Genomic DNA, 23,680 nt, shown 5'->3' with positions numbered 1-23,680 from the left:
CTGACTCGGTGAACGTGACCACAACCATGATTTCCCTGGCCCACCGATCCGCGTCGGGGCGGCTGCGCCTGAGATGCCCGGCCCTGCGGCTTGATCCCGACCGCGCCCGGCGGGTGCAGGCATCGCTCCGGGCAAAGCACTGGGTGGCCTCTGCCGAGGTGCGCCACAATTCTGGCAGCATCATTCTGCAGGTGCGCCCGGATCTGCCCATCGACGAGGTGTTCGCCGCCGTGCGCGACGCGCTGTCCCGCAAGGCCGAGGATGCGCCGCTCGCCGCCGCCCCGCGCCCCGCGGCAGAGCTGGCGGATACCGCGCATTGGCACAGCCTGACGCCGGGCGACATCGCGCGGCAGCTTGAAACGGATGCGGCGCGGGGCCTGAGCGCCACCGCCGCCGCGCAGCGGTTGAAGCGCGACGGGCCGAACCTGCTGCCCGAGGGCGAGACCAGGTCGCAGGTTTCGCTGTTCGCCGAACAGTTCGAAAGCCTGCCGGTGGCGATGCTGGCCGGGTCGGCTGTGGTTTCGCTGGCGACCGGGGGCATCGCCGATGCGCTGGCCACGCTGTCGGTCGTGCTGGTGAACGCGGTGTTCGGCTATGTGACCGAGGGGCAGGCCGAGGCGGCGATCCACAGCCTGATGGACAATTCGGGCGAAAGCGTCGTGGTGCTGCGCGACGGGGCCGAGGTGACGGTGCGCGCGGCAGAGGTGGTGCGGGGCGATATCTATGTCGCGCGCGCGGGCACGCAGATCGCGGCGGATGCTCGGATCATCGCCGCGGACCGGCTGAAGGTCGATGAATCGGCCCTGACGGGCGAGACGCTGCCGGTGGGCAAACATGCCGATACGACGGTCGAGCGCAATGCGCCCGTCGGCGCGCGCCCGACCATGATTCATGCCGGCACGCTGGTGGCCGAGGGGCACGGGCGGGCGATCGTGGTGGCCACCGGGCGCGAAACCTCGGCGGCGCGGATTGCCTTGCTCAGCCAGACGGCGTCGCGCCCGCAGGCCCCGGTGGAGGCGGAGCTGGACCGGCTGGGCACCATGCTGGTCAAGGTGTCGCTGGCGGCCTGCGGCGTGTTTTTCGGCATCGGCTGGATGCGCGGCACGGCACTGTCGGTGATCCTGAAAGACGCGTTGGCGCTGGCGGTGGCGGCGGTGCCCGAAGGACTGCCCGTCGTGGCAACGACGACGATGTCGCGCGGCCTGCGGCGGATGGAGCGTAACGGCATTCTGGTGCGCCGGATCGACGCGGTGGAAAGCCTGGGCGCGCTGCAGACGATCTGTCTGGACAAGACCGGCACGCTGACGCGCAACCGGTTGCAGGTGGTGGATGTGGTGCCCGGGCTCGGGGCGGCAGAGCCAGCGCCGGCACAGGCGATGGCGCAATTGCTGGAGGTTGCCGCGCTGAACAGCGACTGCGAGCCCGGCGAGGAGGGGGCGACGGGCTCTTCGGCGACCGAGCGGGCGGTGATGAATTTCGTGCTGGCCAATGACATGGACGCCGCCTCGTTGCGCGCCGCCCGCCCGCGCGAGGCGGTGATCGAACGCACGCCGAGCCGCCCCTGGATGGCGACGGTGCATGCCGGAGACGGACCCCGGACCATGGTCAAGGGCGCCCCCGAAGCGGTGCTGGAGCGGTGCAGCCATATCTGGGCCGAGGGTGGCAAGCGGGAATTGACCGAGGAAGATCGCGCCCGGCTTCTGGTCGAGAATGACACGCTGGCCGCGCGCCCCGCCCGGGTGCTGGGGTTCGCCGCCGGCGACGGGCCACCCGACGGCGACGAGGTTGCCGGGCTGACGTGGCTGGGGCTGATGGCGATGGTCGATCCGCTGCGCCCCGGCGCGAAGGAGTTCATCGCCGCGATGCACCGGGCGGGGATCGGCACGGTGATGATCACCGGCGATCAGGCCGCCACCGCGGGTGCCATCGCCAAAGAGCTGAACCTGGCGAACGGCGGGCCGCTGCGGATCATCGACGCGCCCGAGATACTGGAGCTCGACCCGGCGCTGCTGGGCGGGGTGGCGCGGCAGACCCATGTGTTTTCGCGGGTCAGCGCGCATCAGAAACTGGCCATCGTTCAGGCCCTGCAGGCCGAGGGCGCCGTGGTGGCCATGACCGGCGACGGGGTGAACGACGGCCCGGCGCTCAAAGCCGCCGATGTGGGCATCGCCATGGGTGCCAGCGGCACCGACCTGGCGCGCGACGTGGCCAATGTGGTGATCCGCGACGACGAGCTGGCGACGCTGGTCGACGCGATCTCGCAGGGGCGGGGGGTTTACCGCAACATCCGCCGGGCGCTGGAGTTCCTGATCACCAGCAACATGTCGGAGATCGCCGTCGGTATCGTCGAGGCCGCGCATGGCCCCGGCGAACTGGAAACCCCGATGGAACTGCTGTGGATCAATCTGGTCAGCGATGTGCTGCCGGGGCTCGGGCTGGCCTATGCCGACCCGGATCCGGATGCGATGGAACGGCCGCCGCGCAATGTGGGCGAGCCGATCGTGCCGCCGCATGATTTCCGCCGCATGACGCTTGACAGCGGTACTATCGCCGGGGCGGCGCTGGTGTCGCATTTCGCGGGGCTGGCGCGCTTTGGGCCGGGGCCGCAGACCCGCAGCATGACCTACCTGTCACTGTCGCTGGGCCAGTTGCTCTATACGCTGACCTGCCAGCGCAGCGATATCCGCAAGCTGCAGCCGGGCCGGCTCTTGGAAAACCGGGTGCTTGACGGGGCGCTGCTGGCATCGGCGGGCATGGCGGTGCTGCCGTTCTTCGTGCCGGCGCTGCGCCGGCTACTGGGGATTGCGCCGCTGGGCCCGGGCAGCGCCGGGATCGCGCTGGCCGCCGCCGCCGCGCCGGCGGGCATCGTGCTGGCGCGGCGCGGGGTACGGCTGGAACTTGATACCGTGGAGGGTGAACCATGCGAAATTTCGTGATCACGTCGGAATCCGTGACCGTCGGCCACCCGGACAAGCTGTGCGACCAGATCAGCGACGCGGTGGTCGATGCCTATCTCGCCGCCGGGGTGCGGGCGGGGGTGATCGCCGAATGCGCCATCGCCTCGGGCGTGATCTTCCTGTCGGTCCGGGCCGGGGCCGATGCGCCGGTGGATCTGGCCGCGCTGACCCGCCGGATCATTCTGGATGCCGGCTATGCCGACAAGGACCATGGCCGCACGCCCACTGTGATGCTGGATCTGGCGCATGGTCGCGAGCTGACGGAGGCGGCGCTGGCCGGGGCGCGGGCGCGGCATATGGTCAGCGCCTTCGGCTATGCCTGCGGGCACACCGAAACCGACATGCCCTATCCGATCTTCGCCGCCCATCGCCTGACCGCGACGCTCGACAGGGCGCGGAAGGAGGGGCGGCTGCCCTGGCTTTCGCCCGACGCGCAGGCGCAGGTGGCGGTGGAATTCGCCGACCGGGTGCCTGTCGCCCTCACGGCCATCGCGCTGACCTTCGGCACGCGCGACAGGCTCGACGCCGAGACGATGCAGGCGGCGCTGATGGAGCAGGCAGTGGGCCCGGCGCTGTCGGGGCACGGGCCGCAGCCGGATGACCGGACCCGGTTCGTCGTGTTCCCGGCCGACGGGATCGCGGGGCCGAGCACCCATTCGGGCCTGACCGGGCGCAAATCGGCCGATGACGCCTATGGCAGCTTCGTGCGGCGCAGCGGCCCGGCGCTCAGCGGCAAGGATCCTTCGCGCATCGACCGGATCGCCAGCTACGCCGCGCGGCAGGCGGCGCGGGCGGTGGTTCGGGCCGGGCTGGCCGGGGAATGCGAGCTGCAGCTTTCCTATATCGTCGGCGATGAGGCGCCGGCCAGCGTCGAGGTTGAAAGCTATGGCAGCGGCAACCGGAGCGACGCGCAGATCGCGCAGCGCGTCAAGGAGGTGTTCGATTTCCGTGTCGGCGCGATCGCAGAGCGGATGGGGCTGTGGGAGCTTCCGGGCGCACGCGGCGGGCGGTTCTACCGAGATCTGGCGGCCTATGGGCACATGGGGCGGGACGATCTGTCGCCGCCTTGGGAAGACATGGAGATCGCCGGGAAACTGGCCTGAGCCCGCCTCCCGGCGCCGCGCTATTTCTTGTCGAGCAGGGAAATCGCGCTGAGCGCGAGCGTGGTTGCGGGCCCGGCGATCTGGCCGCGCGCCAGTTGCACGATGGCCCCGCCCAACAGGGCAAGCCCCACCGTCGTACGCAAATCCAGCGCGTCGCCCGTGCGTTTCTTGACGCCCATATCCATGCGCATCACGCCAAGCTGCATCACCTGATGCACCGGCGGTGTCTTGGGCGGCCGGGTGATTTTGGCGATGCCCTCTTCGGCCACATGCGCCAGCACGGTTTCGACCGGGCCGAAGGTTTCGAGGATGACGCTGCCGGTGCTGGGCCGCACCAGCGCCCGGCGCACATTGGGAACCGAGGCGAAACGGTTCGCCAGTGACAGCAGCGCTTCGCGGTCCAGCTTTGGATCGGCCCGCAGGCGCGCGCGTTTTTCCAGAATGTGAACGCGCTGCAGCCGGACCGGTTTGGCGCTGTCGGTGTCAGCCGGCATTTGTCTCGGGCTCTGCCGTAGGCTCTGCGGTGAATTCGCCGGCCTCGGCCCGCTCGGCGGCCATTTCCTCGCGGATTTCGGCGGCGATGTCTTCCATATGCTCATAGGCTTCGGCGCCGGCCTTGCGGAATTCGTCATAGGCGACGGCGCCGGTACGCAGCGCGGCCCGCACCAGCGGCCGCCCCGCCCGGCCAACGGCGGCGGCGACACCGGGAACCAGAAGGACCGCGCCGACGGCGACTGTTGCACCCAAAAAAAAGCTCTTGTTCATTCTGACGCCTCGGTGGACTTCGATTTCATGCGTGACCTGTGCGCAGGGTATTGGCCGCACCCCGCCCGCACAATGCCTTTCTTGGCCTTTCTGGCCGTGGACGGGTTTCAGGGCAATGCGCCTTGTTGTCCTGTGTCGCGGGGGCAAGAGGGCCGCAGGCGTGGACCGGCGGCGGGAATGCGTTATTCTGTGTCCAGGCAACATCGGTGCGGCGGCATGGGCGGATTCAGGGGTGTTCTGATCGATCTGGGCGGGGTGGTCTATCAGGGCGGCGCGGCCCTGCCGGGCGCGGTTGCGGCGGTGGGCCGGTTGCGGGCGGCGGATCTCCCGTTCCGTTTCCTGACAAATACCACCAGCCAGCCTGTTTCGGGCATTCTCGAAAAATTGGCGCAGATCGGCCTGCGCGCGGAACGGGGCGATATCTTTACCCCGGTCACCGCCGCGCGGGCCTATATCGAAGCGCAGGGGCTGCGGCCGCGTTTCCTGATCGCGCCCGCGCTGGAGGATGATTTCCGGGGCGTGGCCTGTGGCGACCGGCCCGCCGTGGTGATCGGCGATGCGCGTGACGGGTTCACCTATGCGCGTCTCAACGAAGCGTTTCGGCACCTGCGGGCGGGGGCGGATCTCATCGCATTGGCGCGCAACCGCTATTTCTCGGATGCCCAGGGCGCGCCCTGCCTGGATGTCGGGGCCTTTGTCGCCGCGCTGGAATACGCCAGCCAGCGCGAGGCGGTCGTGCTGGGCAAGCCGGATCCGGCATTCTTTCACCTTGCCGTCGAGGATATGGGGCTGTCGCCGCAAGAGGTGGTGATGATCGGCGATGATGCGGAATTCGACGTGGCGGCGGCGATCCGGGCCGGGCTGTCGGGCTATCTGGTACAGACGGGGAAATGGCGGGCCGAAGATACCCTGACGGTGACCCCCGCGCCCAGCGGGGAGTTTCCCGATCTGGGCGCGGCGGTCGCCCAGATACTGGGCTCAGCGGGCTGACGCCCCGGTGCGGCGGCGTTTTCCGGCGGCGGCGCCGGCGCTCAGACCTTCGGCAAAGGCGGCCGCCAGCGCCGCGGCCGGGGAATTTCCGCCAAAGGCGGAAGGTGCTTCATCGATGCGGCGTGTGGGCACGGGACGCCGGGCCGCGGCAAAGCCGAGCAGTATGGCGCCGAAGCCAAGATAGCCGAGCCCGATCACCAGAGCCGCGAATTGCGCATCGCGCAGCGCGGACAGAGCCATCCATGCCGCGCTCGTCAGAAAGGCCAGCCCGGTGAGGGCACAGACAATCCCCGCGGTGCCGATGGCCGTTCGGCGGGCAGTTTCGCCCGCCGCCCGTTTGAGATTGCCAATCATCGCGCGGCCTACTTGCGGGCCGAAACGAGACCGACGAGAAAGCCGAAGGCGGCGGCGATGCCGATCGACGCGGCGGGGTGGTTGCGCACACTGTCTTCGGCGCCCGCATAGGCGGATTCGACCTGCTTGCGCAGGGCGTCGGCGTTTTCGGCGCCTTTCGCCTTCAGCGTTTCGATGCGGTCTGCCGCGGTGGATTTGAGGATGGCCTGCTGTTTCTGGCCATAATCCGAAAGCGTCGCGCCGAGATCGGCGATGTCGGCTTTCAGAAGTGCGATCTGCTTTTCGATATCGGCGACAGAGGTGTCTGGGTTGCTTCCGTTGGGTTCGACGCGTGCCATGAAAGTGCTCCTTTCGGGTTGCTTTGGCGGACAAACGCGGGGCCGGGCGGGCGGGTTCCGCGCGGCCCGGCATTTCTTTTCTCGGAACAAAGCGAAAAGGCAGACGTTTTTCCTGCATACGCGTCATCGAACGCATTCATATCCAGATGATGGAGGATCACATGCTCGGTTGGGCTCTTACATTTCTTGTCGTGGCGGTCATCGCCGGTCTTTTCGGTTTTGGCGGTGTTGCCAGTGCCTCTGCGGGGATCGCACAGATCCTGTTCTTCGTGTTCATCGTGCTGTTCATCGTGGCGATGATCGCACGGGCGGCACGGGGCAAACCGCCGGTTTGACGCCTTTGCACCTGACAAAAGGGGGCGGTCCTTCGCGGCCGCCCTTTTTCTGTTCCGGCGCGGCGACGTGGGGAACCAAAACCGCCCCGCCGCCGTTGGGTCGTCGATGATGATGAACATCAACAAAGGAGAATATCATGGCCGAGGCGCTGAAGACGATCGCAGAACCCACCACCGTTGAAACCGGCGTGGAAGACCCCAAAGCCGTGGCCGACAGCCTGGCCGGTGTGCTGTCAGACACGTATAACCTGTTGCTGAAGACCCATGCCTATCACTGGAACGTCGAGGGGCCGCTGTTCTACGGCATCCATCACCTGACCGAAGAGCAGTATACCGATCTGTTCGAGGCGACGGATGTGCTGGCCGAACGGATGCGCGCGCTGGGTCAGCTGGCGCCAATGTCGATCAAGGCGATCGTCGAGGGTTCGGTGATCAGTGATGCGCCTAAAAACCCGACCGCGCTTGACATGGTCGAGGATCTGGCCGGAGATCACGAACAGGTCGCCACACGCCTGCACGAGTTGATTGAAGTGGCCGAGAAGCACAGCGATGACGTGACCGCCGATCTGGCGACGGCGCGCTCGGCCTTTCACGAAAAAGCGGCCTGGATGCTGCGCGCGATTGCAAAATCGTAACGCGGGCATGCGCTCGCACGTGAAAGACCCCGCTGTGATGCAGCGGGGTCTTTTTCGTCGTGTCAGGCGATATGGGTCAGACGGTCAGCGTTTCGGTGCTGGAAAAGAACATCGCCTGGCTGACGGCCGACCGCACCTGTTCCTCGGAATAAGGCTTGGTGATGACGAAGGCCGGCTCCGGGCGCTCACCGGTCAGAAGCCGTTCGGGGAAGGCGGTGATGAAGATCACCGGAATATCGGCCGCAGCCTGCAGGATCTCGTTCACCGCGTCGATGCCCGAAGAACCATCGGCAAGCTGGATGTCCGACAGGATCAGGTCGGGCCGTTCCCGTTTGGCCAGTTCCACCGCCAGCCGCTGGGTCTGAGCCACGCCGGTGAGTTGATGGCCCATGTCGGCGACGATGCTCTGCAGATCCAGCGCAATGATCGCCTCATCCTCGATGACGAGCACCCGGCCGCTGATGCTGTCTTCCATCTCGCGGTGCGCGACGTCCAGAAGATGCGCGACCTCGGCAGAGTCGGTTCCCATGATGGTTGCGATATCCTCTCGGCTGAATTCCTCGATCGTGTTCAGCAGCAACGCCTCGCGGGTATTCGCGGTCAGGCGCCGCAGATGGGCCTGGGCCTGACGTGCCAGCCCGGATTCGCTTTCCCCGACGGGGGCGCCGGCGCTGGTCCAGATCAGGTGGAAGGCATGAAACAAGGCGGTTTTCGGGTCCGGTATCTGCTCGAACACCGACCGGTCGCTCAGCAGTGCCTCGAGGGTGGTGGCGGCGTATCTGTCGCCGGTCTTCTGGTTGCCGGTCAGCGCCCGCGCATACCGCCGCAAAGAGGGCAGGATTTCGGCCACGATCAGCGATAGGTGATTTCCAGACTGTCCTGTAGACATTCGATCGTCCCTTTTTTTGATCAGATCGGGAACCAAACGCATTTGGCCTACGTTGGGTTCCCGATTAATATACGGTTCTCAGGCAAACCGTGGAAATTGTGGATGGCAGCATGGCGCATGAAAACAACAAGTCCAGACTTGAAGAGCAGATCGACGAAAATTTACGTCGGGTCTATCAGCAGAAACTCGAAGAAGACGTCCCGGATCGCTTCAAAGAATTGCTTGAGCAGCTCAAGGAGCAGGACTCGCATCATGGAAAAAGCTGAACCCCAGCGTGATGCCAACCCCCGCGAGGAAATCGTGGAGCATTTGCCGGCCCTGCGCGCCTTTGCGCTGAGCCTTACCAGAAACGGCTCTGCGGCCGATGATCTGGTGCAGGATGCCATCGTCAAGGCCTGGAGGAACATCGACTCCTATCAGGTGGGCACCAACATGCGGGCCTGGCTGTTCACGATTTTGCGCAACACTTTCTATTCGGACCGGCGCAAGGCCAAGCGCGAGGTGCAGGACAGCGACGGCGCTTTCGCCGCCACCCTGTCGGAAAAGCCGTCGCATGACGGGCGGCTGGCGATGGCGGATTTCGAGCGGGCGTTTGTTCAGTTGAACGACGAACAGCGCGAGGCGCTGATCCTGGTCGGCGCGTCGGGGTTTTCCTATGAGGAAGCGGCCGAAACCTGCGGTGTGGCGGTCGGAACCATCAAGAGCCGCGTGAACCGCGGACGTCAGAGGCTGAGCGAGATTCTGGAACTTGACGGCGACGGCACGATGGAGTTGACCGATCAGGAAACACTGGCGGTGGTGAACGCGGGCATGACGGTGCAGCGCTTTTGACATCCATGCAAAAGATACGGCAATTCACCGATGGGCTGGCCTTTCGGGTCGCCGCACTTCTGGCATTCGCACTGTTCCCGATCGGGCTGATTGCGATCTCGTTGACCGGCAAATTCGCGGAGGAAGCCGACCGTCGTGCCGAGACCGCGCTGATGGCCGTTACCGCAGAGGCGGCGGCCAGCGAAGAAGGAATGATCCGCGGCGGATTCGGGGCAACGGCGGCCTTTGTCGCCGCCTTGCCCTCCGTCCGACTGTCCAGCGCGGATTGCCACGCGGTCTTTGCCGATTTCGTGCGGGAAAATCCGCAGTTTTCCTTTGCCGGTTTCGTCAATCGCGCCGGCATTCTGGAATGTGGATCGGCGGATCAGGGCCGCGACATGGGCAACAGCATGATCCTGAAGGCGCAGCGCGCCAACCCCGAGGCGCGCGCCGATCTGCTCAGGGAGGCGCCGATCAGCAAGACGGCTGTCATCGTCATGTCTGAACCGGTGCTCTCGGGCGGACGGTTCGAAGGGTACGTTGCCGTATCGCTGCCGCACAAGCGGATCTTCCAGACGCTGGAGCTGTTGCCGACGGAACGCCCGATCGATCTGATCACCTTTAACCGTGACGGCCAGGTTCTCAGCTCGGAATCGGGGCTCGAGAATGTCGCCGACAGCCTTCCCGGCGAGCGGAGCCTGTTCAGCTTTGTCGGGCACGCACGCACCGCCTTTACCGGCCAGACCGCAGGGGGCGAGGAGAGGGTGTTTGCCATTGTGCCGATTCTGGCCAATACGGTCTACGCCATCGGAAGCTGGCCGCGCGAGCGGTTGGCCGTGGCGCCCGGATTCGCCCTTTCATCGCCGCTGATCTTTCCCGTTGTCATGTGGCTCGCCAGCCTGGGTGTGGCCTATTTCGCGGTGCACCGGCTGGTGATCAAGCATATCCACAAGCTGCGCAGTGAGATGCAGGTGTTCACCAAAACGCGGTTTCTGCCGGACGACGGCGATGACGGGTTCAAGCCGCTGGAAATTCGCGAGATTGACAGGACATGGCATGACCTGGCGGAAACAGTCGTGCGCGACGAGGCAGAGCTGGAAGGCACCATCCGCGACAAGACGGTGCTGTTGAAAGAGGTTCATCACCGGGTCAAGAACAACCTGCAGTTGATTTCCTCGATTGTGAACATGAAAATCAGAAAGGCGACGGTGCCCGAGGCGCGGGCCGCCCTGAAGGAAGTACAGATGCGCGTCATGAGCATCGCGACCGCGCACCGGAGCCTGTATGAAACCTCCTCGGAGAGCCGCGTTCGTGCCGACGAGCTGTTGAAGGGGATCATCACGAGTCTCGTTGAAGGGGGGGCGCCCAAAGGGGTGCAACTGCGTTTCGAGCAATCGTATGATCCGGTCACGCTCTACCCCGATCAGGCGGTTCCGCTGTCGCTTCTGGGATCGGAGGCGGTGACGAACGCGCTCAAATACCTTGGTCGTCCCGCCGTTGGCTGCCCCTGGATCGAGGTGCGCCTGAGCGCGCATGACGGCAGCCGCGCGGTTCTGGAGGTCAGCAATTCCAAGGGCGTGCCGATCACCCCGCCCGAACAGGTGCGCGGCTCGGGGCTGGGCACAAGCCTTATTTCGGCCTTCGCGCATCAGCTGCGGGGCACTGTGGACACGCGTGACGACGACGAAACCTATCGCATCTACGCCGAATTCCCGATCGTGGATTTCGAGAGGGAAGCACGGGAAAACGCCTTGGCCGGGCTGGTTTGAGCGTGCCGTCCACGGGGCCTACGCGGCCTCGCGGAGCTCTTCTGCAGGCTGCACCAGCCCCTGTGTCACGGCGATCCCCCAGACCAGCACAGGAATGGCGACAAAACCGCCGATCGGCCCCCAAAGCCAGAGCCACAGGCACAGCGACAAAAACACAAGCAGCGGGTTGACCTGCATCTGACGCCCCACAAGCGTGGGTGTCACGAACTGACCTTCGATGAAATTCAGCGTCACGAAGGCCGCGGCGGGCAGGGCCGAGGCGAGGCCGTCGAAGACGATGACCCCGGCGGCCAACAGCGAAACCGCAACGAGCGCGGGGCCGAGGTAGACGATGAAATTCATCAGCATGGCAACCGCCCCCCACAGGATCGCACTGGGCATGCCCAACGCGGCCAGCGCCGCCGCGACCGACACGCCAAAGGCGGTGTTGATCATCGCGACGGTCAGGAAGTAGCGCGACACCTGTCGATCGGCGCGGCGGAAACACTCGGCGGTAACGGCGCGCCCGGTTCCGTTTTCCGAGGCCAGCCGGGCCAGCCAGTGGTAGATGTCGGCCCGGCACAGAAGGATGAAAAACAGGCCGCCGCCGAAAATCAGCATCTGCCCCGCGATGGCGGGGGCCAGAAACAGTGCATCGGTCAGTGAGGGAATGCTCACGCCGTTTTGCGGCGATGGCTCCGCGGCCTCGGCAGCGCCGGCGGGGGCGAGCGCCTTCTGAACCTCTTCGGTTACATCATCAAGGCCGCGCAGCATATGCCGCAGATCGGCCAGCGTTTCGCGCAGTTCATAGCGGATGCGGGGGCCCTGTTCATAGATATCGGTGACGAAGGGTTCGGCCGCGAGGATCAGCGCGATCAGAAGCGCGAGGCCGAAGATGAAGCTCAGAACCGCGCTGGCGGTATTGGGTACGCCGGCTTTTGCCAGAAAGTCGGCCAGAGGCGACAGGACGACAGCGATCACGAAGGCAAGCGCCAGCGGCGCGAACACGGCATCGGCGAGTTTCAGGGCCGCCGTCGCCGCTACAATGGCGATGATAATGAGCGCCCAGCGGCTTTGCATCTCTCTTGTCATGTGTCCCCGTTCCTCTTCGGCAGGTAACGCACGGCCGGTGGGATTGTTCCCTGCCGCCGCCACCCACGCTGCGTGGCGGAACGAAAAGAGGGCCGCGAAATGCGGCCCTCCGATCCTGTCAGCGGTGTTGTGCGTTCAGTAGTTGTAGCTCGGACGCTCTTTGAGCTGTTCTTCGCTGGCGGAAACATAGACACGCAGGTCATCGCCATCATCCTCGCGGATGATCTGCATCTCGTCGAACGCGATCGCGACGCTGTGCTCGCCCATGCCCAGGAAGCCCCCGACATCAACGATCGCCTGTTCGATCTTGCCATCGTCGGTGATCACCAGGTCTGAGACCTCGCCGATGGAATCGTCGTTCACGTCATAGACGGTCGCGCCCGTCAGATCATCGGCGGTCAGCTCGTTGGCCTCGACGCGCTTGTAGCCTTCACGCTCGACCAGCGGGGTATCCCACAGCGGGCCGTTATCTTCTGCCATGGCCTTGTCGCCGGTCACCGGCGTGGCGGCGTCCTGATCCGTCATCGCGGTGGTTTCGCGGGTCTCATAGGGTTCGAATTCCGGCGCGCTTTCGATCATCTCGGTATTGCCCTGGAAGGCGACGAAATAGTCATCCGCGTCTTCGCCGTCCGGGATGAACCGCAGTTTGCTCATGTCAACGGCAACCGTCTTTTCGCCGACACCCAGAAAACCGCCGATGTCCAGCAGAACGGCTTTGACCGTGCCGTCTTCGGAAATCACCAGGTCGTTGATTTCACCGATATCATCCCATTCGTCCCGCATGTCGGACGTGAGGGTGGTGGACTCGTCGGTTTCGGTTTCGGCCACGTAAAGGCGCTTGCCGATCAGGTCGGAGCCGTAGTGGTCGGTCGCGGCCGCGGTCTCGACGAACAGGCCGGCACCGGTCTGCGTCTGGGCGGTGACCGTGCCGGTCTGTGCCTGCGCGGCGACGGGGCCGGCAACGAGCAATGCGATCGCGGTGGATGCAAAGAATTTATTCATGGTTTTGCTCCTTCATCAGGTTTGCGTCCGGCGCGGAGGTCGTGCATGCGCCGGTTGAGAAAAGAACGCGGAAACCGGGGCACGGTTCCGTCAATTTCGCAGAAACCGGACGCTTGGGCGCCGCAGCGGGGCGCAGTGGCGGCTGCGAGAGCGCTGCTTTCAAGGCGAATGGGCCGCCAGGCCGGGGCCGCGCGGCGCATCGCGCTGCGGCCCAAAATGTCGCATCCCGGGGGTGCGCCGGTTTTACAAGGTTCTCCTTGGGCACATTCTGAAGTAGGTTTCCGAACTTGTCCGCAGCCTGCCGCCCGGCGGCCGCGTCAGACCGGGAGGAAGGAATTGCTGCATCAGCTTGCGATCGGAACCGTGCTGATCCTCGTGACCATCGTGATCGCCGGCGCCGGCTTCTGGCTGGCGGAGGCGCTGGTGAGCCTGGCCAGCCCATGGCTGGTGCGGCGGCCGCATGCGCCCAAGCTGGCGGTGGTTTTGATGGTGACGGTGCTGATGGTCCTGGCGGTGCTGACGCTGTCGGTATGGGTCTGGGCGCTGGCCTTCCTGTTCCTGGGGATTTTCACGGCGCTCGAGGCCGCCACCTATTTCTCCATCGTCGCCTTCACCACGCTGGGATTCGGCGACATCCTGCTGCCGCATCAGTGGCGCATCCTCGGCGGGCTGGCGGCGGCGAACGGGCTGCTGAACATGGGGCTTTTCACCGCGATGCTGGTGGAAACGCTGCGCCGGGTCAGGTCCGAGCAGGTCAAGGGCGAGGCGGACGAGCGATAGCGGCCCCGCGCCCGCTCAGCGCGGCTCCAGCACGATCAGGCGGCCCCCTGCCGCCTGCGCATCCGCCGCGTCATGGGTAACCATCAGCACCGGCAGGGCGCGGGCCCGGGCGCGGTCGAAGACCAGTTGCCGCACCTGTGCGCGCAGGGCGGCGTCGAGCCCGGCGAAGGCTTCATCGAGAAGCAGGGCCTTGGGTTCCGACAGCAGCATCCGCATCAGCGCCACGCGCGCCTTCTGCCCGCCCGAAAGCGTGGCGGGGTCGCGCGCGGCGAAGCCCGCAAGCCCGACATCGTCCAGCGCCTCTTTGATCTTCGTGCGGCGGGCGGCGCGGCCGCGGATGCGGGGCGGCAGGCCGAAGGCGAGGTTGCCGCCGACCGAAAGGTGCGGAAACAACAGCTCCTCCTGAAACAGGATGCCGACATGGCGGTGCTCGGGGGCTTTGCGGGAGATATCCTCGCCATTCAGGATGATCCGGCCCTCGGCACGAAACCCGGTGGGCAGGGTGCCGGTGATCGCCGCGAGCAGGGTGGATTTGCCCACGCCCGAGGCGCCCATCACCGTCAGCACCGCCCCCGGCGCCACGTGGGTATCCAGCGCCACAAGCTGCCGGCCGCGCCGCAGGATGCGAAGGTTTTCAAGGCGAAGCCCGGTTTGCGTCATGCCGCCGCCCTTAGCGCATGGCGGTTCGCCCAGGCAAGCCGGGGCAGCAGCAGCGCGGCGGCGAAACCCAGGATCACCACCCCGGTCTGCGCCAGCGCGTAGATGCCGATCACCCGCCGGTCGCCGCCCGAGGCGAGCGCCACGGCCTCGGTCGTCAGGGTCTGCACCCTGCCGCCGCCGATCAGCAGGGTGGGCAGGTATTGCCCCACCGACACGCCAAAGCCGACGGCGGCCGCGGTCAGCACCGGGGCCAAAAGCATCGGCAGGCGGATCGCCCAGAAGGTGCGGCGGGGCGCGGCGCCGAGAGCGGCGGCGATGGTGGCATGGCGCGTATCCCACTTGCGGAACGGATCGCCGAGCGACAGGAAGACATAGGGCAGCACGAACACCACATGGCCCAGGATCACCACGCCGCGCCCCATATCCGCCCCCGCGATCAGCGCGAGGGTCTGCAGGCCGGGCAGAAAGGCGATCTGCGGGATCAGCAGCGGCAGGTACAAAAGCCACAGGCTGCGCGCGCCGGGGCTGAGGCCGAAGCGATGCTCGGCCTGCAGGCAGGCCAGTGTCAGGGCAAGCGCGATCAGCGTGGCCGCCAGCGCGATGATCACGGTCTCAAGCACAGGGTCGCGCAGGCCGGGGGCGTGGCGCATCCAGGCGCGCAGGGTCAGGCTGTCGGGCCAGGCGTCGGGGAAGGTCCAGAAGCCGGCCACGGACCAGAGCGCTAGGCCCGCCAGCCCCAGCAGCACCGCGCCTGCGGTCAGCGTGGCGGCGGCCATGCCGGCCAGGCCCAGCGCGTGGTCGAACCGGCCGCGCCCGCCGCGCGCGATCCAGCTTTTGCCCAACCGCCCCGCAACGCCTTCGCCCAGGCGCCAGAGCGTCAGCACGACGACCACGAGGGCCAGTTGCAGTACCGCCCCGGCGGCGGCCTGAAACCGCATCGTCAGATCGGGGTCGCCCATCCAGCGCACCACCTGCACGGCCAGCGGCGGCGGCGTGTTGGGGCCAAGGATGATGGCGACATCGACCACCGACATGGAATAGGCCAGCACGGCGTAGACCGGTAGCCGGATCTGGGCATAGATGCGGGGAAACACCGCCTTCAGCCAGCCGGTGACGCGGCAATAGCCGAGCGATTGCGCGATGGTCAGGCTGCGGCGCGGCATCGCCTGCGGCAGGGCGGCCAGCGTCATCAACAGCAAAAACGGCACCTCCTTGGCGACAAGCCCCAGCACCATGGCGATGCCCCACGGATCCTGCACGATCAGCAGGTCGGGCGGGTGGTGCCAGTCAGTGGCCCAGGGCGACAGGGCGCGGGAGATCCAGCCCGACGGGGCGATCAGAAAGGCGATGCCGAAGGCCGCCGCCGCATGCGGTACCGACAGCAGCGGCGACAGCGCACGCTCCATCCAGCGAAAGGCGCGGGTGCCCGACCAGCCTGCCATGATCAGCGCGGTGATGGCCAGCGAAAGCGCGGTGGCGGCAAGCCCGGTGGTCACGCTGAGCCGCGCCGCCGGCACAAGGCCGGGCCAGTCGAGCAACGCCATGGCCGGCGCCAGGCTGAGGCTTCTTCCCCCCAGCGCCGGGAACAGGCCCAAGGCCGGGGCCAGCGTACCCGCCAGCCCGGCCAGAACCGGGCCGAGCAGCAGTACGAGTGTCAGCGCCGGGGCCAGGCGCATGGCCTATTGCGCCACGCCGAAGCGGGCGGACCAGTCTTTTTCCAGCGCCACGGCCCAGCTCGGGTGCGGTTCGGGCAGGGCGGGGCCAAGTTCGACCGGCGTCAGCGTGGCGATGCCAAGCTCGAGCGCGTCGAACAAGGCGCGGTCGGCGGGATCAAGGCGGTTGGTCGCCAGCACGGTGCCATAGCCGAGCACGGCGGGATCCTGCGCGCGAGCCTGCGCCTCGGGCGAGAGCAGGAAATCGGCCAGCACCATCGCGCCCGCCTTGGCCGTGGCGTTGTAGGGGATGGCGACAAAGCTGGCATTGCCGATGGTGCCGCCGTCGATCACGAAGGTCCGCACGGTGTCGGGCAATTCGCCATTGGCGATCGCGGTCGATGCCTCGCCGGGGCTGAAGGAGAGGGCCAGATCAATCTCGCCATCCGCCATGAGCTGCAACTGGCGCGGGCCGGTCTGCGGATAGGCGCGGCCCCTGCGCCACAGGTTTGGCGTCAAATCATCCAGAAAGGCCCAGAGCGGGGCGGTGACGGCGGCGTAATCCGTTTCCTCGACCGGGGTTTGCAGCAGCGCTGGATCTTCGGCCAGCCCGTACAGCGCCTGTTTGAGAAAGGTGGTGCCCAGAAAATCGGGCGGCTGCGGAAAGGTGAAGCGGCCGGGATGGGCGGCGGCCCATTCCAGCAGCGCGGGGATGGATCTGGGCGGTTCGGGCAGGCGCGCGCTATCGTGATAGAACACCACCTGCGCCATGGCCCAGGGGCTTTCCAGCCCCTCTGTCGGCACGGTGAAATCCGAGGTGACGGCCGGTTTCCCCTCGATATCCACGAGCGGCCAGTTCGGCAGGTTTTCGGCCCAGGGGCCGAACAGCAGCCCGGCCTCTTTCATCGCCGCGAAATTGGCGCCGTTGATCCAGATCAGATCGACCGCGCCGCCTGCATCCTTTCCGGCGGTCTTTTCGGCCAGAACCCGGCTGACGGCATCGGCGGTATCGGAAAGTTTCACATGCTCCACGACAACCCCGTGACGCTGTTGCACCTGATCGCCGGCCCAGCGGATGAAATCATTGGTCGCCGTCGATCCGCCCCAGGCGTTCCAGTAAACGGTCTGGCCCCTTGCGTCCTGCAGGACGGCATCCCAGTCAGCGGGGTCGGGATCGGCTGCCGCGCCCTGCGCGAAGACGGCGAGGGCGAAGGCGGAAAAAAGGCGGTTCATCAAGGGCGTCTCCGGTATCGTGGCCACACAGGTATGGCCAAGACGCGATCACGCCGCCACACAAAAAACTGTGTGAACCGCGCCGGATTTCGTAACAATTGGCATGGGTTGCGCCGCCAGACATGCGCCGGCGCCGAGAATGTGGGCGGGCAGGGCCTTGCAGCCACCCGGGCGCGGGCCTAAGACTCTGTCAGGTTTCTCGGGCTTAGGATGCCCAAATCAACAGGCAGGCCGATATGAACGATCCATATGACATCTACATGAATACCCTTGTTCCCATGGTGGTCGAGCAGACCTCGCGCGGGGAACGGGCCTATGACATTTTCTCGCGCCTGCTCAAAGAGCGGATCATCTTCGTATCCGGCCCGGTGCATGACGGCATGTCGTCGCTTATCGTGGCGCAGCTTCTGCATCTGGAGGCTGAAAACCCGGCCAAGGAAATCTCGATGTACATCAACAGCCCCGGTGGTGTGGTAACCAGCGGCCTGTCGATCTATGACACGATGCAGTATATCAAGCCCAAGGTTTCCACGCTGGTGATCGGGCAGGCGGCCTCGATGGGGTCGCTGCTTCTGGCGGCGGGCGAAAACGGGATGCGTTTCTCTCTGCCCAACAGCCGGATCATGGTGCATCAGCCGTCGGGCGGCTATCAGGGCCAGGCGACGGATATCATGATCCATGCGCAGGAAACCCAGAAGCTGAAGGACCGGCTGAACCAGATCTACGTCAAGCATACCGGCCAGAAACTGAAAACGGTCGTGGATGCGCTGGAGCGGGACAATTTCATGTCGCCGGAAGACGCCAAGGACTGGGGTCTGATCGACGAGATCGTCGAAAACCGCGCCAAGGGCGAGCCCGAAGCCGAATAGGCAGGGTGCAACATAGGGGCGCAGTGCCGAATTTGGCGTTGTGCCCGGAAAATCTCTGGCCTAGGCTATCGGGAATATCGAAAGCCCAGGCCACTCCGCGGAACCGCCGCACAGACGATCAAGCCTCAGAGGATGAACATGGCGAACAACTCCGGCAGCGACTCCAAGAACACGCTTTACTGCTCGTTCTGCGGCAAAAGCCAGCATGAGGTGCGCAAACTTATTGCCGGTCCGACTGTATTCATCTGCGACGAATGCGTCGAATTGTGCATGGATATCATCCGCGAAGAGACCAAGGCCGCTGGTCTGAAATCTTCGGACGGGGTGCCGACACCCAAGGAAATCTGCGAGGTGCTGGATGATTACGTGATCGGCCAGTCCCATGCAAAGCGGGTGCTTTCGGTGGCGGTTCACAACCACTACAAGCGGCTGAATCACGCGGCCAAATCGGGTGGCGATATCGAGCTGGCCAAATCCAACATCCTGCTGATCGGCCCCACCGGCTGCGGCAAAACGCTGCTGGCGCAGACGCTGGCGCGGATTCTGGATGTGCCCTTTACCATGGCCGATGCCACCACGCTTACCGAAGCGGGCTATGTGGGCGAGGATGTGGAAAACATCATTCTCAAGCTGTTGCAGGCGTCGGAATACAATGTGGAGCGTGCGCAGCGCGGCATCGTCTATATCGACGAGGTCGACAAGATCACCCGCAAATCCGACAATCCCAGCATTACCCGCGATGTGTCGGGCGAAGGCGTGCAGCAGGCCCTGCTGAAGATCATGGAAGGCACCGTGGCTTCTGTTCCGCCGCAGGGCGGGCGCAAGCATCCGCAGCAGGAATTCCTGCAGGTGGATACCACGAACATCCTGTTCATCTGCGGCGGTGCCTTCGCGGGGCTCGAAAAGATCATCGCGCAACGTGGCAAGGGCTCTGCCATCGGCTTCGGCGCCGATGTGAAAGAGAATGACAGCCGCGGCGTGGGCGAGATGTTCGGCGAGCTGGAGCCGGAGGATCTGCTGAAATTCGGGCTGATCCCGGAATTCGTCGGCCGCCTGCCGGTGATCGCCACGCTGACCGATCTGGACGAAGACGCGCTGGTGACAATCCTGACCCAGCCCAAGAACGCGCTGGTCAAGCAGTATCAGCGCCTGTTCGAGCTGGAAGACACCCAGCTGACCTTCACCGAAGATGCGCTGAGCGCTATCGCCAAGCGCGCCATCGAGCGCAAGACAGGGGCCCGCGGCCTGCGTTCGATCATGGAAGACATCCTTCTGAACACGATGTTCGACCTGCCGGGGATGGACGATGTTGAAGAAGTGGTGGTGAACGAAGAGGCCGTAACCTCTGATGCCGCGCCGCTGATGATCTATGCCGATCACAAGAAAGAGGGCGCCAGCGCGGGCTAGGATACCGCGCTGCCGAAGAGACAGGAAAGCGGGCCCTCGTGCCCGCTTTTTCATTTGCGGATCATGGCGCGGCCCTTGCCCCTAGACCTCGCCGGTGACATGGTCCATATGTTCCAGAGCGACTGCCGGAGGGTTTCATGGGCATCTTCAACACTGTTCTTCGACTCTTCACCTGGTGGAACGGCCAGACGCTGGGCACCCAGCTTTTCACCATGCGCAAGGGCGTGAAGGTGGGCGAAGACGCACAGGGCAACCAGTTTTACGAAACCCGCGACGGCAAGCGGCGCTGGGTGATCTACAACGGCGAGGTCGAGGCCAGCCGCATCAGCCCCGATTGGCACGGCTGGCTGCATCACACGTTCGACGAGCGCCCGGGCGACGCCCCGCTGGTTCACAAACCCTGGGAAAAGCCGCATCACGAAAACCTGACCGGCACTGCGCTGGCCTATGCGCCCGCCGGTTCCATTCGCCGCACGATCCCTGCCGCCCGCAGTGATTACGAAGCATGGCAGCCGGAATAGAGCAGATGTCCGAAAACAAGATAGAAGTACTGGTCGGGGCCGTCGTTCTTGCAGTGGCGGCGGGGTTTCTGGCCTATATGATGAATGCAACGGGGATCGGCGGTTCCACCACCGGAAGCTATGAGCTGCGCGCCTCTTTCCGGTCGGTCGAGGGGATCGCCGTCGGTACCGACGTCAAGATGGCCGGGGTCAAGGTGGGCACGATCACGTCGCTCGCGCTCAATCCGCAAACCTTCCGGGCCGACGCGCGCTTTACGGTAAAGGATGGCATCGTGCTGCCCGACGACAGCGCGATCCTGATCTCGTCGGAGGGATTGCTGGGCGGCAACTATATCGAGATCGTGCCGGGCGGCTCGCCCGTCGATCTGGAGCCGGGCGAAGAGATCGAGGATACCCAGGGCTCCGTCAGCCTGATCTCGTTGCTGATGAAATTCGTGACTTCCTCGGGTTCGAGCGAGGAGACGCCGCAGTGAGGCTCGCGCTTGCGCTAAGCCTTCTGGCAATACCCGCATTGGCGCAGGATCTCATGGAAACCGCGCCGGGCGGTGTGGTCCGTGTGCTCGACCGGGTGTCGGGGGCGGTTTCGGATATCGAACTGGCCAACGGGCAGACCGCCACATACGGACGGATCGAAATCTCGCTGGGCGAATGCCGCTTTCCGGCCGACAACCCCTCCAGCGACGCTTACGCCTTGTTGACGATCCGCAACACGGGGGCCGACGCGCCGGTGTTCGAAGGCTGGATGATCGCCTCCAGCCCGGCGCTCAGCGCGCTGGATCATCCGCGCTACGATGTCTGGGTGTTGCGCTGCACGAGCAACTGAGCGTCAGGCGTGGCTGGCGCGTTGAAGTCGGCGGTCTGGTGCAGAGCCCTGTTCAGCAGCATGTGATATTCGGCCCGGCTGATTTCGATCGCCCCGAGGCTTTTCAGGTGCGGGGTCAGGAACTGTGTGTCGAACAGGCTGAACCCGCCTTGGCGCAGCCGGTCCACCAGATAAGCCAGCGCGATTTTCGAGGCGTCGGTGCGGCGTGAAAACATGCTTTCGCCAAAGAACGCCCCGCCCAGCGTAACACCGTAAACCCCGCCCGACAGCGCGCCGTCCTGCCACACTTCGAGCGACTGCGCAAAGCCGGCGCGGTGAAGCTGGGTGTAGAGGTCGAAGATGATGTCGTTGATCCAGGTCTCGTCACGCTCGGCACAGCCGCACAGAACGCCGGCGAAATCGGTATTTGTTCGAATACTGTATTCTTCTTTGAGAATTCTGCGGCGGAGCGATCTGGAAATGTGGAAATTGTCCAAGGGGAAGATCCCCCTCCGGCGGGGATCGACCCAGAAAACCTCTGGGTCGTCCCGGCTTTCGGCCATGGGGAACACGCCTGCGGCATAGGCGTTCAGCAAGACTTCGGGGGTCAGGTTCTGACGGCCCATCCGGTCAGGTGTTCAGGTTGCTTTCCAGCCACCGCTCCAGCCAGTGGATGTCATAGTTGCCGCTTTGGATGTCGGGCTCCTGCAGCAGGGCGTGGAACAGCGGCACGGTGGTGTCCACCCCGTCGACGATCAGCTCGCCCAGGGCGCGGGCAAGACGGGCCAGCGCCTCTTGGCGGTCGCGGCCATGCACGATCAGCTTGCCGATCAGGCTGTCGTAATAGGGGGGGATCGAATAGCCATCGTACAGCGCCGAATCCATCCGCACGCCAAGCCCGCCGGGGGCGTGGAAGGCGGTGATCTTGCCGGGGCAGGGCGCGAAATTCGGCAGTTTTTCCGCGTTGATCCGCACCTCGATGGCATGGCCGTTCAGCGCAAGCTCGGCTTGCGTGAAAGACAGCGGCAGGCCTTCGGCCACGCGGATCTGTTCGCGCACCAGATCGACGCCAAAGATCGCCTCCGTCACCGGGTGCTCCACCTGCAGGCGGGTGTTCATCTCGATGAAATAGAACTCGCCGTTCTCATACAGGAATTCGATCGTGCCAGCGCCGATATAGTCGATGCTGGCCACGGCGTCGGCGCAGGTCTTGCCGATACGGGCGCGGGTTTCGGCGTCGATGGCGGGGCCGGGGGCCTCTTCGAACACTTTCTGGTGGCGGCGCTGCAGTGAACAGTCACGCTCGCCCAGATGCACGGCGTTGCCCTTGCCGTCGCCGAACACCTGAATTTCGATATGCCGGGGCGCGCCGAGGTATTTCTCGATATAGACCTCGTCGTTGCCAAAGGCGCTTTTGGCTTCTGAACGCGCGGTCTGGAAGGCGGTGTCGAGGTCTTTGGCGGTCTTGGCCAGTTTCATGCCGCGCCCGCCGCCGCCGGCGGTGGCCTTGATGATCACCGGGTAACCGATTTCGGCCGCCACCTTGCGCGCGGTCTCCAGATCCGGCACGCCACCGTCAGAGCCGGGGACGCAAGGTACGCCCAGGGCCTTCATGGTTTCCTTGGCGGTGATCTTGTCACCCATCATGCGGATGTGTTCGGCCGTGGGGCCGATGAAGGCGATGTCGTGATCTTCGACGATCTGCACGAAATTCGCGTTTTCCGACAGGAAGCCATAGCCGGGATGAATCGCGTCGGCGCCCGTGATCTCGCAGGCCGAGACGATGGCCGGGATCGACAGATAGCTCTGGTTGCCGGGCGGCGGGCCGATGCACACGGTTTCGTCGGCCATGCGCACATGCATCGCGTCGGAATCGGCGGTGGAGTGCACCGCGACCGAGCGGATGCCCATCTCGCGGCAGGCGCGGATCACGCGCAGCGCGATCTCCCCCCGGTTGGCGATCAGGATTTTTTCGAACATGCGGCTCTGGCCTTACTCGATGATCATCAGCGGCGCGCCGAACTCGACCGGCGCGCCGTCTTCGACGAAGATACGCTTGACGGTGCCCGCATGCGGCGCCGGAATCTGGTTCATCGTTTTCATGGCTTCGATGATCAGCACGGTCTGCCCTTCGGCGACCTGATCGCCGACCGACACAAAGGGTTTGGCGCCCGGTTCGGGCTGCAGATACGCCGTGCCGACCATGGGCGAGGTGACAGCGCCGGGCAATTGCGCCGGATCTTCGCTCGGCGCCGGGGCGGGGGCTAGGGCCGGGGCGGCGGCCGCCGGTGCCACGGCCACGGGCGCGGCCGCCGGTGCCACGGCCGGGCCGGCGCGCGAAACGCGGACATCCAGGCTGTCGGCTTCGGCATATTCGCGTTTGACCTGAAGCTCCGTCAGGTCGTTTTCACGCAATAGTTCGGCCAGGGCCTGGATAAAGGCCACATCCGCGTCATGGGAATGTTTCGTCATACCATCCTCGATCGGTGTTCCTGCGCCCGCTCCCGGCGGGTCTGCGCCTCGTGTTTGCGCCGCTTATACGCGAGCGATTGGCCAGAGAAAAGCGCCTGTTGCCCATTGATGTTGGGTCTGGCCCACGGGATTGCCCGCCATGCTGCCTGTTTTTCGGGCAGGCGCGGCGGATTTCGGGGCGGATTTGACCAGCGCGACGCTTAAGTCTCGCGTTTAAAATTTACCGTTTGATCAAAATAATCGCCCGTGGCACGGTTTGACAAATG

At 65.2% G+C, this 23,680-nt stretch carries 27 protein-coding genes; 14 read left to right on the top strand and 13 right to left on the bottom strand.

The features are described from left to right. Positions 1 to 8: 8 nt before the first annotated feature. Together TQ29_RS13215 and TQ29_RS13210 are read left to right on the top strand one after the other, a co-directional pair. Complete coding sequence (locus TQ29_RS13215) at positions 9 to 2,936, top strand: cation-transporting P-type ATPase (protein WP_054539540.1); 2,928 nt, start codon at positions 9 to 11, stop codon at positions 2,934 to 2,936. Continuing rightward, positions 2,921 to 4,060: a methionine adenosyltransferase domain-containing protein gene (locus TQ29_RS13210; protein ID WP_054539539.1), complete on the top strand. Its 1,140-nt coding sequence runs from the start codon at positions 2,921 to 2,923 to the stop codon at positions 4,058 to 4,060. The genes TQ29_RS13215 and TQ29_RS13210 overlap by 16 nt, the downstream gene beginning before the upstream one ends. A gap of 20 nt (positions 4,061 to 4,080) precedes the next feature. Here the strand turns inward: TQ29_RS13210 and TQ29_RS13205 are convergent, their stop codons facing one another. Both TQ29_RS13205 and TQ29_RS20900 read right to left on the bottom strand, forming a co-directional pair. Continuing rightward, positions 4,081 to 4,554: a hypothetical protein gene (locus TQ29_RS13205; protein ID WP_054539538.1), complete on the bottom strand. Its 474-nt coding sequence runs from the start codon at positions 4,552 to 4,554 to the stop codon at positions 4,081 to 4,083. Further along, positions 4,544 to 4,825 (bottom strand): DUF5132 domain-containing protein, encoded by a 282-nt coding sequence (locus tag TQ29_RS20900; RefSeq protein WP_054539537.1) that lies wholly within the window; start codon positions 4,823 to 4,825, stop codon positions 4,544 to 4,546. The genes TQ29_RS13205 and TQ29_RS20900 overlap by 11 nt, the downstream gene beginning before the upstream one ends. A gap of 216 nt (positions 4,826 to 5,041) precedes the next feature. Here TQ29_RS20900 and TQ29_RS13195 point away from each other — a divergent pair, with 216 nt between their 5' ends. Next, positions 5,042 to 5,815, top strand: a complete 774-nt coding sequence (locus TQ29_RS13195; protein WP_054540439.1) for a TIGR01458 family HAD-type hydrolase — start codon at positions 5,042 to 5,044, stop codon at positions 5,813 to 5,815. Here TQ29_RS13195 and TQ29_RS13190 read toward each other — a convergent pair. Together TQ29_RS13190 and TQ29_RS13185 are read right to left on the bottom strand one after the other, a co-directional pair. Continuing rightward, complete coding sequence (locus TQ29_RS13190; protein WP_054539536.1) at positions 5,804 to 6,169, bottom strand: hypothetical protein; 366 nt, start codon at positions 6,167 to 6,169, stop codon at positions 5,804 to 5,806. The two genes, TQ29_RS13195 and TQ29_RS13190, sit on opposite strands and share 12 nt — an antisense overlap. An 8-nt stretch (positions 6,170 to 6,177) precedes the next feature. Continuing rightward, positions 6,178 to 6,507 (bottom strand): YqjD family protein, encoded by a 330-nt coding sequence (locus TQ29_RS13185; protein WP_054539535.1) that lies wholly within the window; start codon positions 6,505 to 6,507, stop codon positions 6,178 to 6,180. Between the two features lie 161 nt (positions 6,508 to 6,668). On the opposite strand from TQ29_RS13185, the gene TQ29_RS20320 reads away from it, so the two are divergent. Together TQ29_RS20320 and TQ29_RS13175 are read left to right on the top strand one after the other, a co-directional pair. Next, positions 6,669 to 6,842, top strand: a complete 174-nt coding sequence (locus TQ29_RS20320; protein ID WP_037210650.1) for a DUF1328 domain-containing protein — start codon at positions 6,669 to 6,671, stop codon at positions 6,840 to 6,842. Between the two features lie 137 nt (positions 6,843 to 6,979). After that, positions 6,980 to 7,477 (top strand): Dps family protein, encoded by a 498-nt coding sequence (locus tag TQ29_RS13175; protein ID WP_054539533.1) that lies wholly within the window; start codon positions 6,980 to 6,982, stop codon positions 7,475 to 7,477. Between the two features lie 76 nt (positions 7,478 to 7,553). Here TQ29_RS13175 and TQ29_RS13170 read toward each other — a convergent pair whose 3' ends face one another. Beyond that, the gene (locus TQ29_RS13170; RefSeq protein WP_054540438.1) at positions 7,554 to 8,366 is read right to left on the bottom strand and encodes a response regulator; all 813 of its coding nucleotides are present in this window, start codon (positions 8,364 to 8,366) and stop codon (positions 7,554 to 7,556) included. A gap of 110 nt (positions 8,367 to 8,476) precedes the next feature. Between TQ29_RS13170 and TQ29_RS13165 the strand changes: the two genes are divergently transcribed. Genes TQ29_RS13165 through TQ29_RS13155 form a run of 3 tightly spaced genes read left to right on the top strand, consistent with a single transcriptional unit; the run spans position 8,477 to position 10,945 of the window. Continuing rightward, a complete protein-coding gene (locus TQ29_RS13165) occupies positions 8,477 to 8,632 on the top strand; it encodes a NepR family anti-sigma factor (protein ID WP_054540437.1) in 156 nt (51 codons plus the stop codon). Then, positions 8,619 to 9,197: an RNA polymerase sigma factor gene (locus TQ29_RS13160; RefSeq protein ID WP_054539532.1), complete on the top strand. Its 579-nt coding sequence runs from the start codon at positions 8,619 to 8,621 to the stop codon at positions 9,195 to 9,197. Before TQ29_RS13165 ends, TQ29_RS13160 begins: the two co-directional genes overlap by 14 nt. A 5-nt stretch (positions 9,198 to 9,202) precedes the next feature. Beyond that, positions 9,203 to 10,945 carry a sensor histidine kinase gene (locus TQ29_RS13155; protein ID WP_054539531.1) on the top strand — a complete coding sequence of 581 codons (1,743 nt, stop codon included), beginning with the start codon at positions 9,203 to 9,205 and terminating at the stop codon, positions 10,943 to 10,945. An 18-nt stretch (positions 10,946 to 10,963) separates the two neighbouring features. On the opposite strand, the gene TQ29_RS13150 is transcribed toward TQ29_RS13155, so the two are convergent. Then, positions 10,964 to 12,016: an AI-2E family transporter gene (locus TQ29_RS13150; protein WP_082386640.1), complete on the bottom strand. Its 1,053-nt coding sequence runs from the start codon at positions 12,014 to 12,016 to the stop codon at positions 10,964 to 10,966. A 135-nt stretch (positions 12,017 to 12,151) separates the two neighbouring features. After that, the gene (locus TQ29_RS13145) at positions 12,152 to 13,018 is read right to left on the bottom strand and encodes a PRC-barrel domain-containing protein (protein ID WP_054539529.1); all 867 of its coding nucleotides are present in this window, start codon (positions 13,016 to 13,018) and stop codon (positions 12,152 to 12,154) included. 336 nt (positions 13,019 to 13,354) lie between these two features. On the opposite strand from TQ29_RS13145, the gene TQ29_RS13140 reads away from it, so the two are divergent. Beyond that, positions 13,355 to 13,798 (top strand): ion channel, encoded by a 444-nt coding sequence (locus TQ29_RS13140; RefSeq protein ID WP_054539528.1) that lies wholly within the window; start codon positions 13,355 to 13,357, stop codon positions 13,796 to 13,798. 15 nt (positions 13,799 to 13,813) lie between these two features. Here the strand turns inward: TQ29_RS13140 and TQ29_RS13135 are convergent, their stop codons facing one another. Genes TQ29_RS13135 through TQ29_RS13125 form a run of 3 tightly spaced genes read right to left on the bottom strand, consistent with a single transcriptional unit; the run spans position 13,814 to position 17,343 of the window. Continuing rightward, a complete protein-coding gene (locus TQ29_RS13135; protein WP_054539527.1) occupies positions 13,814 to 14,458 on the bottom strand; it encodes an ATP-binding cassette domain-containing protein in 645 nt (214 codons plus the stop codon). Continuing rightward, positions 14,455 to 16,134 carry an ABC transporter permease gene (locus tag TQ29_RS13130; RefSeq protein WP_054539526.1) on the bottom strand — a complete coding sequence of 560 codons (1,680 nt, stop codon included), beginning with the start codon at positions 16,132 to 16,134 and terminating at the stop codon, positions 14,455 to 14,457. The genes TQ29_RS13135 and TQ29_RS13130 overlap by 4 nt, the downstream gene beginning before the upstream one ends. Before the next feature lie 3 nt (positions 16,135 to 16,137). Beyond that, on the bottom strand, positions 16,138 to 17,343 hold the full coding sequence (locus tag TQ29_RS13125) for an ABC transporter substrate-binding protein (protein ID WP_054539525.1): 1,206 nt from the start codon (positions 17,341 to 17,343) through the stop codon (positions 16,138 to 16,140). A gap of 236 nt (positions 17,344 to 17,579) precedes the next feature. Here TQ29_RS13125 and TQ29_RS13120 point away from each other — a divergent pair, with 236 nt between their 5' ends. The 5 genes from TQ29_RS13120 (at position 17,580) to TQ29_RS13100 (ending at position 20,963) form a co-directional block, all read left to right on the top strand. Then, positions 17,580 to 18,212, top strand: a complete 633-nt coding sequence (locus TQ29_RS13120) for an ATP-dependent Clp protease proteolytic subunit (RefSeq protein WP_037211304.1) — start codon at positions 17,580 to 17,582, stop codon at positions 18,210 to 18,212. A 138-nt stretch (positions 18,213 to 18,350) separates the two neighbouring features. Further along, positions 18,351 to 19,619: an ATP-dependent Clp protease ATP-binding subunit ClpX gene (clpX, locus tag TQ29_RS13115; protein ID WP_054539524.1), complete on the top strand. Its 1,269-nt coding sequence runs from the start codon at positions 18,351 to 18,353 to the stop codon at positions 19,617 to 19,619. Positions 19,620 to 19,756: 137 nt separating this feature from the next. Further along, positions 19,757 to 20,140, top strand: a complete 384-nt coding sequence (locus TQ29_RS13110) for an NADH:ubiquinone oxidoreductase subunit NDUFA12 (RefSeq protein WP_037211306.1) — start codon at positions 19,757 to 19,759, stop codon at positions 20,138 to 20,140. Positions 20,141 to 20,145: 5 nt separating this feature from the next. Next, entirely contained in the window at positions 20,146 to 20,613 is a 468-nt protein-coding gene (gene mlaD / locus TQ29_RS13105) for an outer membrane lipid asymmetry maintenance protein MlaD (protein WP_054539523.1), read from the top strand. Further along, complete coding sequence (locus TQ29_RS13100; RefSeq protein WP_054539522.1) at positions 20,610 to 20,963, top strand: DUF2155 domain-containing protein; 354 nt, start codon at positions 20,610 to 20,612, stop codon at positions 20,961 to 20,963. Before mlaD ends, TQ29_RS13100 begins: the two co-directional genes overlap by 4 nt. Here the strand turns inward: TQ29_RS13100 and aat are convergent. Genes aat through accB form a run of 3 tightly spaced genes read right to left on the bottom strand, consistent with a single transcriptional unit; the run spans position 20,927 to position 23,414 of the window. Then, positions 20,927 to 21,568: a leucyl/phenylalanyl-tRNA--protein transferase gene (gene aat / locus TQ29_RS13095; protein WP_054539521.1), complete on the bottom strand. Its 642-nt coding sequence runs from the start codon at positions 21,566 to 21,568 to the stop codon at positions 20,927 to 20,929. The two genes, TQ29_RS13100 and aat, sit on opposite strands and share 37 nt — an antisense overlap. Before the next feature lie 4 nt (positions 21,569 to 21,572). Beyond that, positions 21,573 to 22,922, bottom strand: coding sequence for an acetyl-CoA carboxylase biotin carboxylase subunit (accC, locus tag TQ29_RS13090; protein WP_054539520.1), 1,350 nt, complete (start codon positions 22,920 to 22,922; stop codon positions 21,573 to 21,575). A 12-nt stretch (positions 22,923 to 22,934) separates the two neighbouring features. Then, positions 22,935 to 23,414 (bottom strand): acetyl-CoA carboxylase biotin carboxyl carrier protein, encoded by a 480-nt coding sequence (gene accB / locus TQ29_RS13085; RefSeq protein ID WP_054539519.1) that lies wholly within the window; start codon positions 23,412 to 23,414, stop codon positions 22,935 to 22,937. Positions 23,415 to 23,680 lie beyond the last annotated feature (266 nt).

This window comes from Actibacterium sp. EMB200-NS6 (assembly GCF_001305615.1).
Lineage (GTDB): Bacteria > Pseudomonadota > Alphaproteobacteria > Rhodobacterales > Rhodobacteraceae > Actibacterium_A > Actibacterium_A naphthalenivorans.
This window is presented reverse-complemented; position numbering and strand designations above follow the sequence as displayed.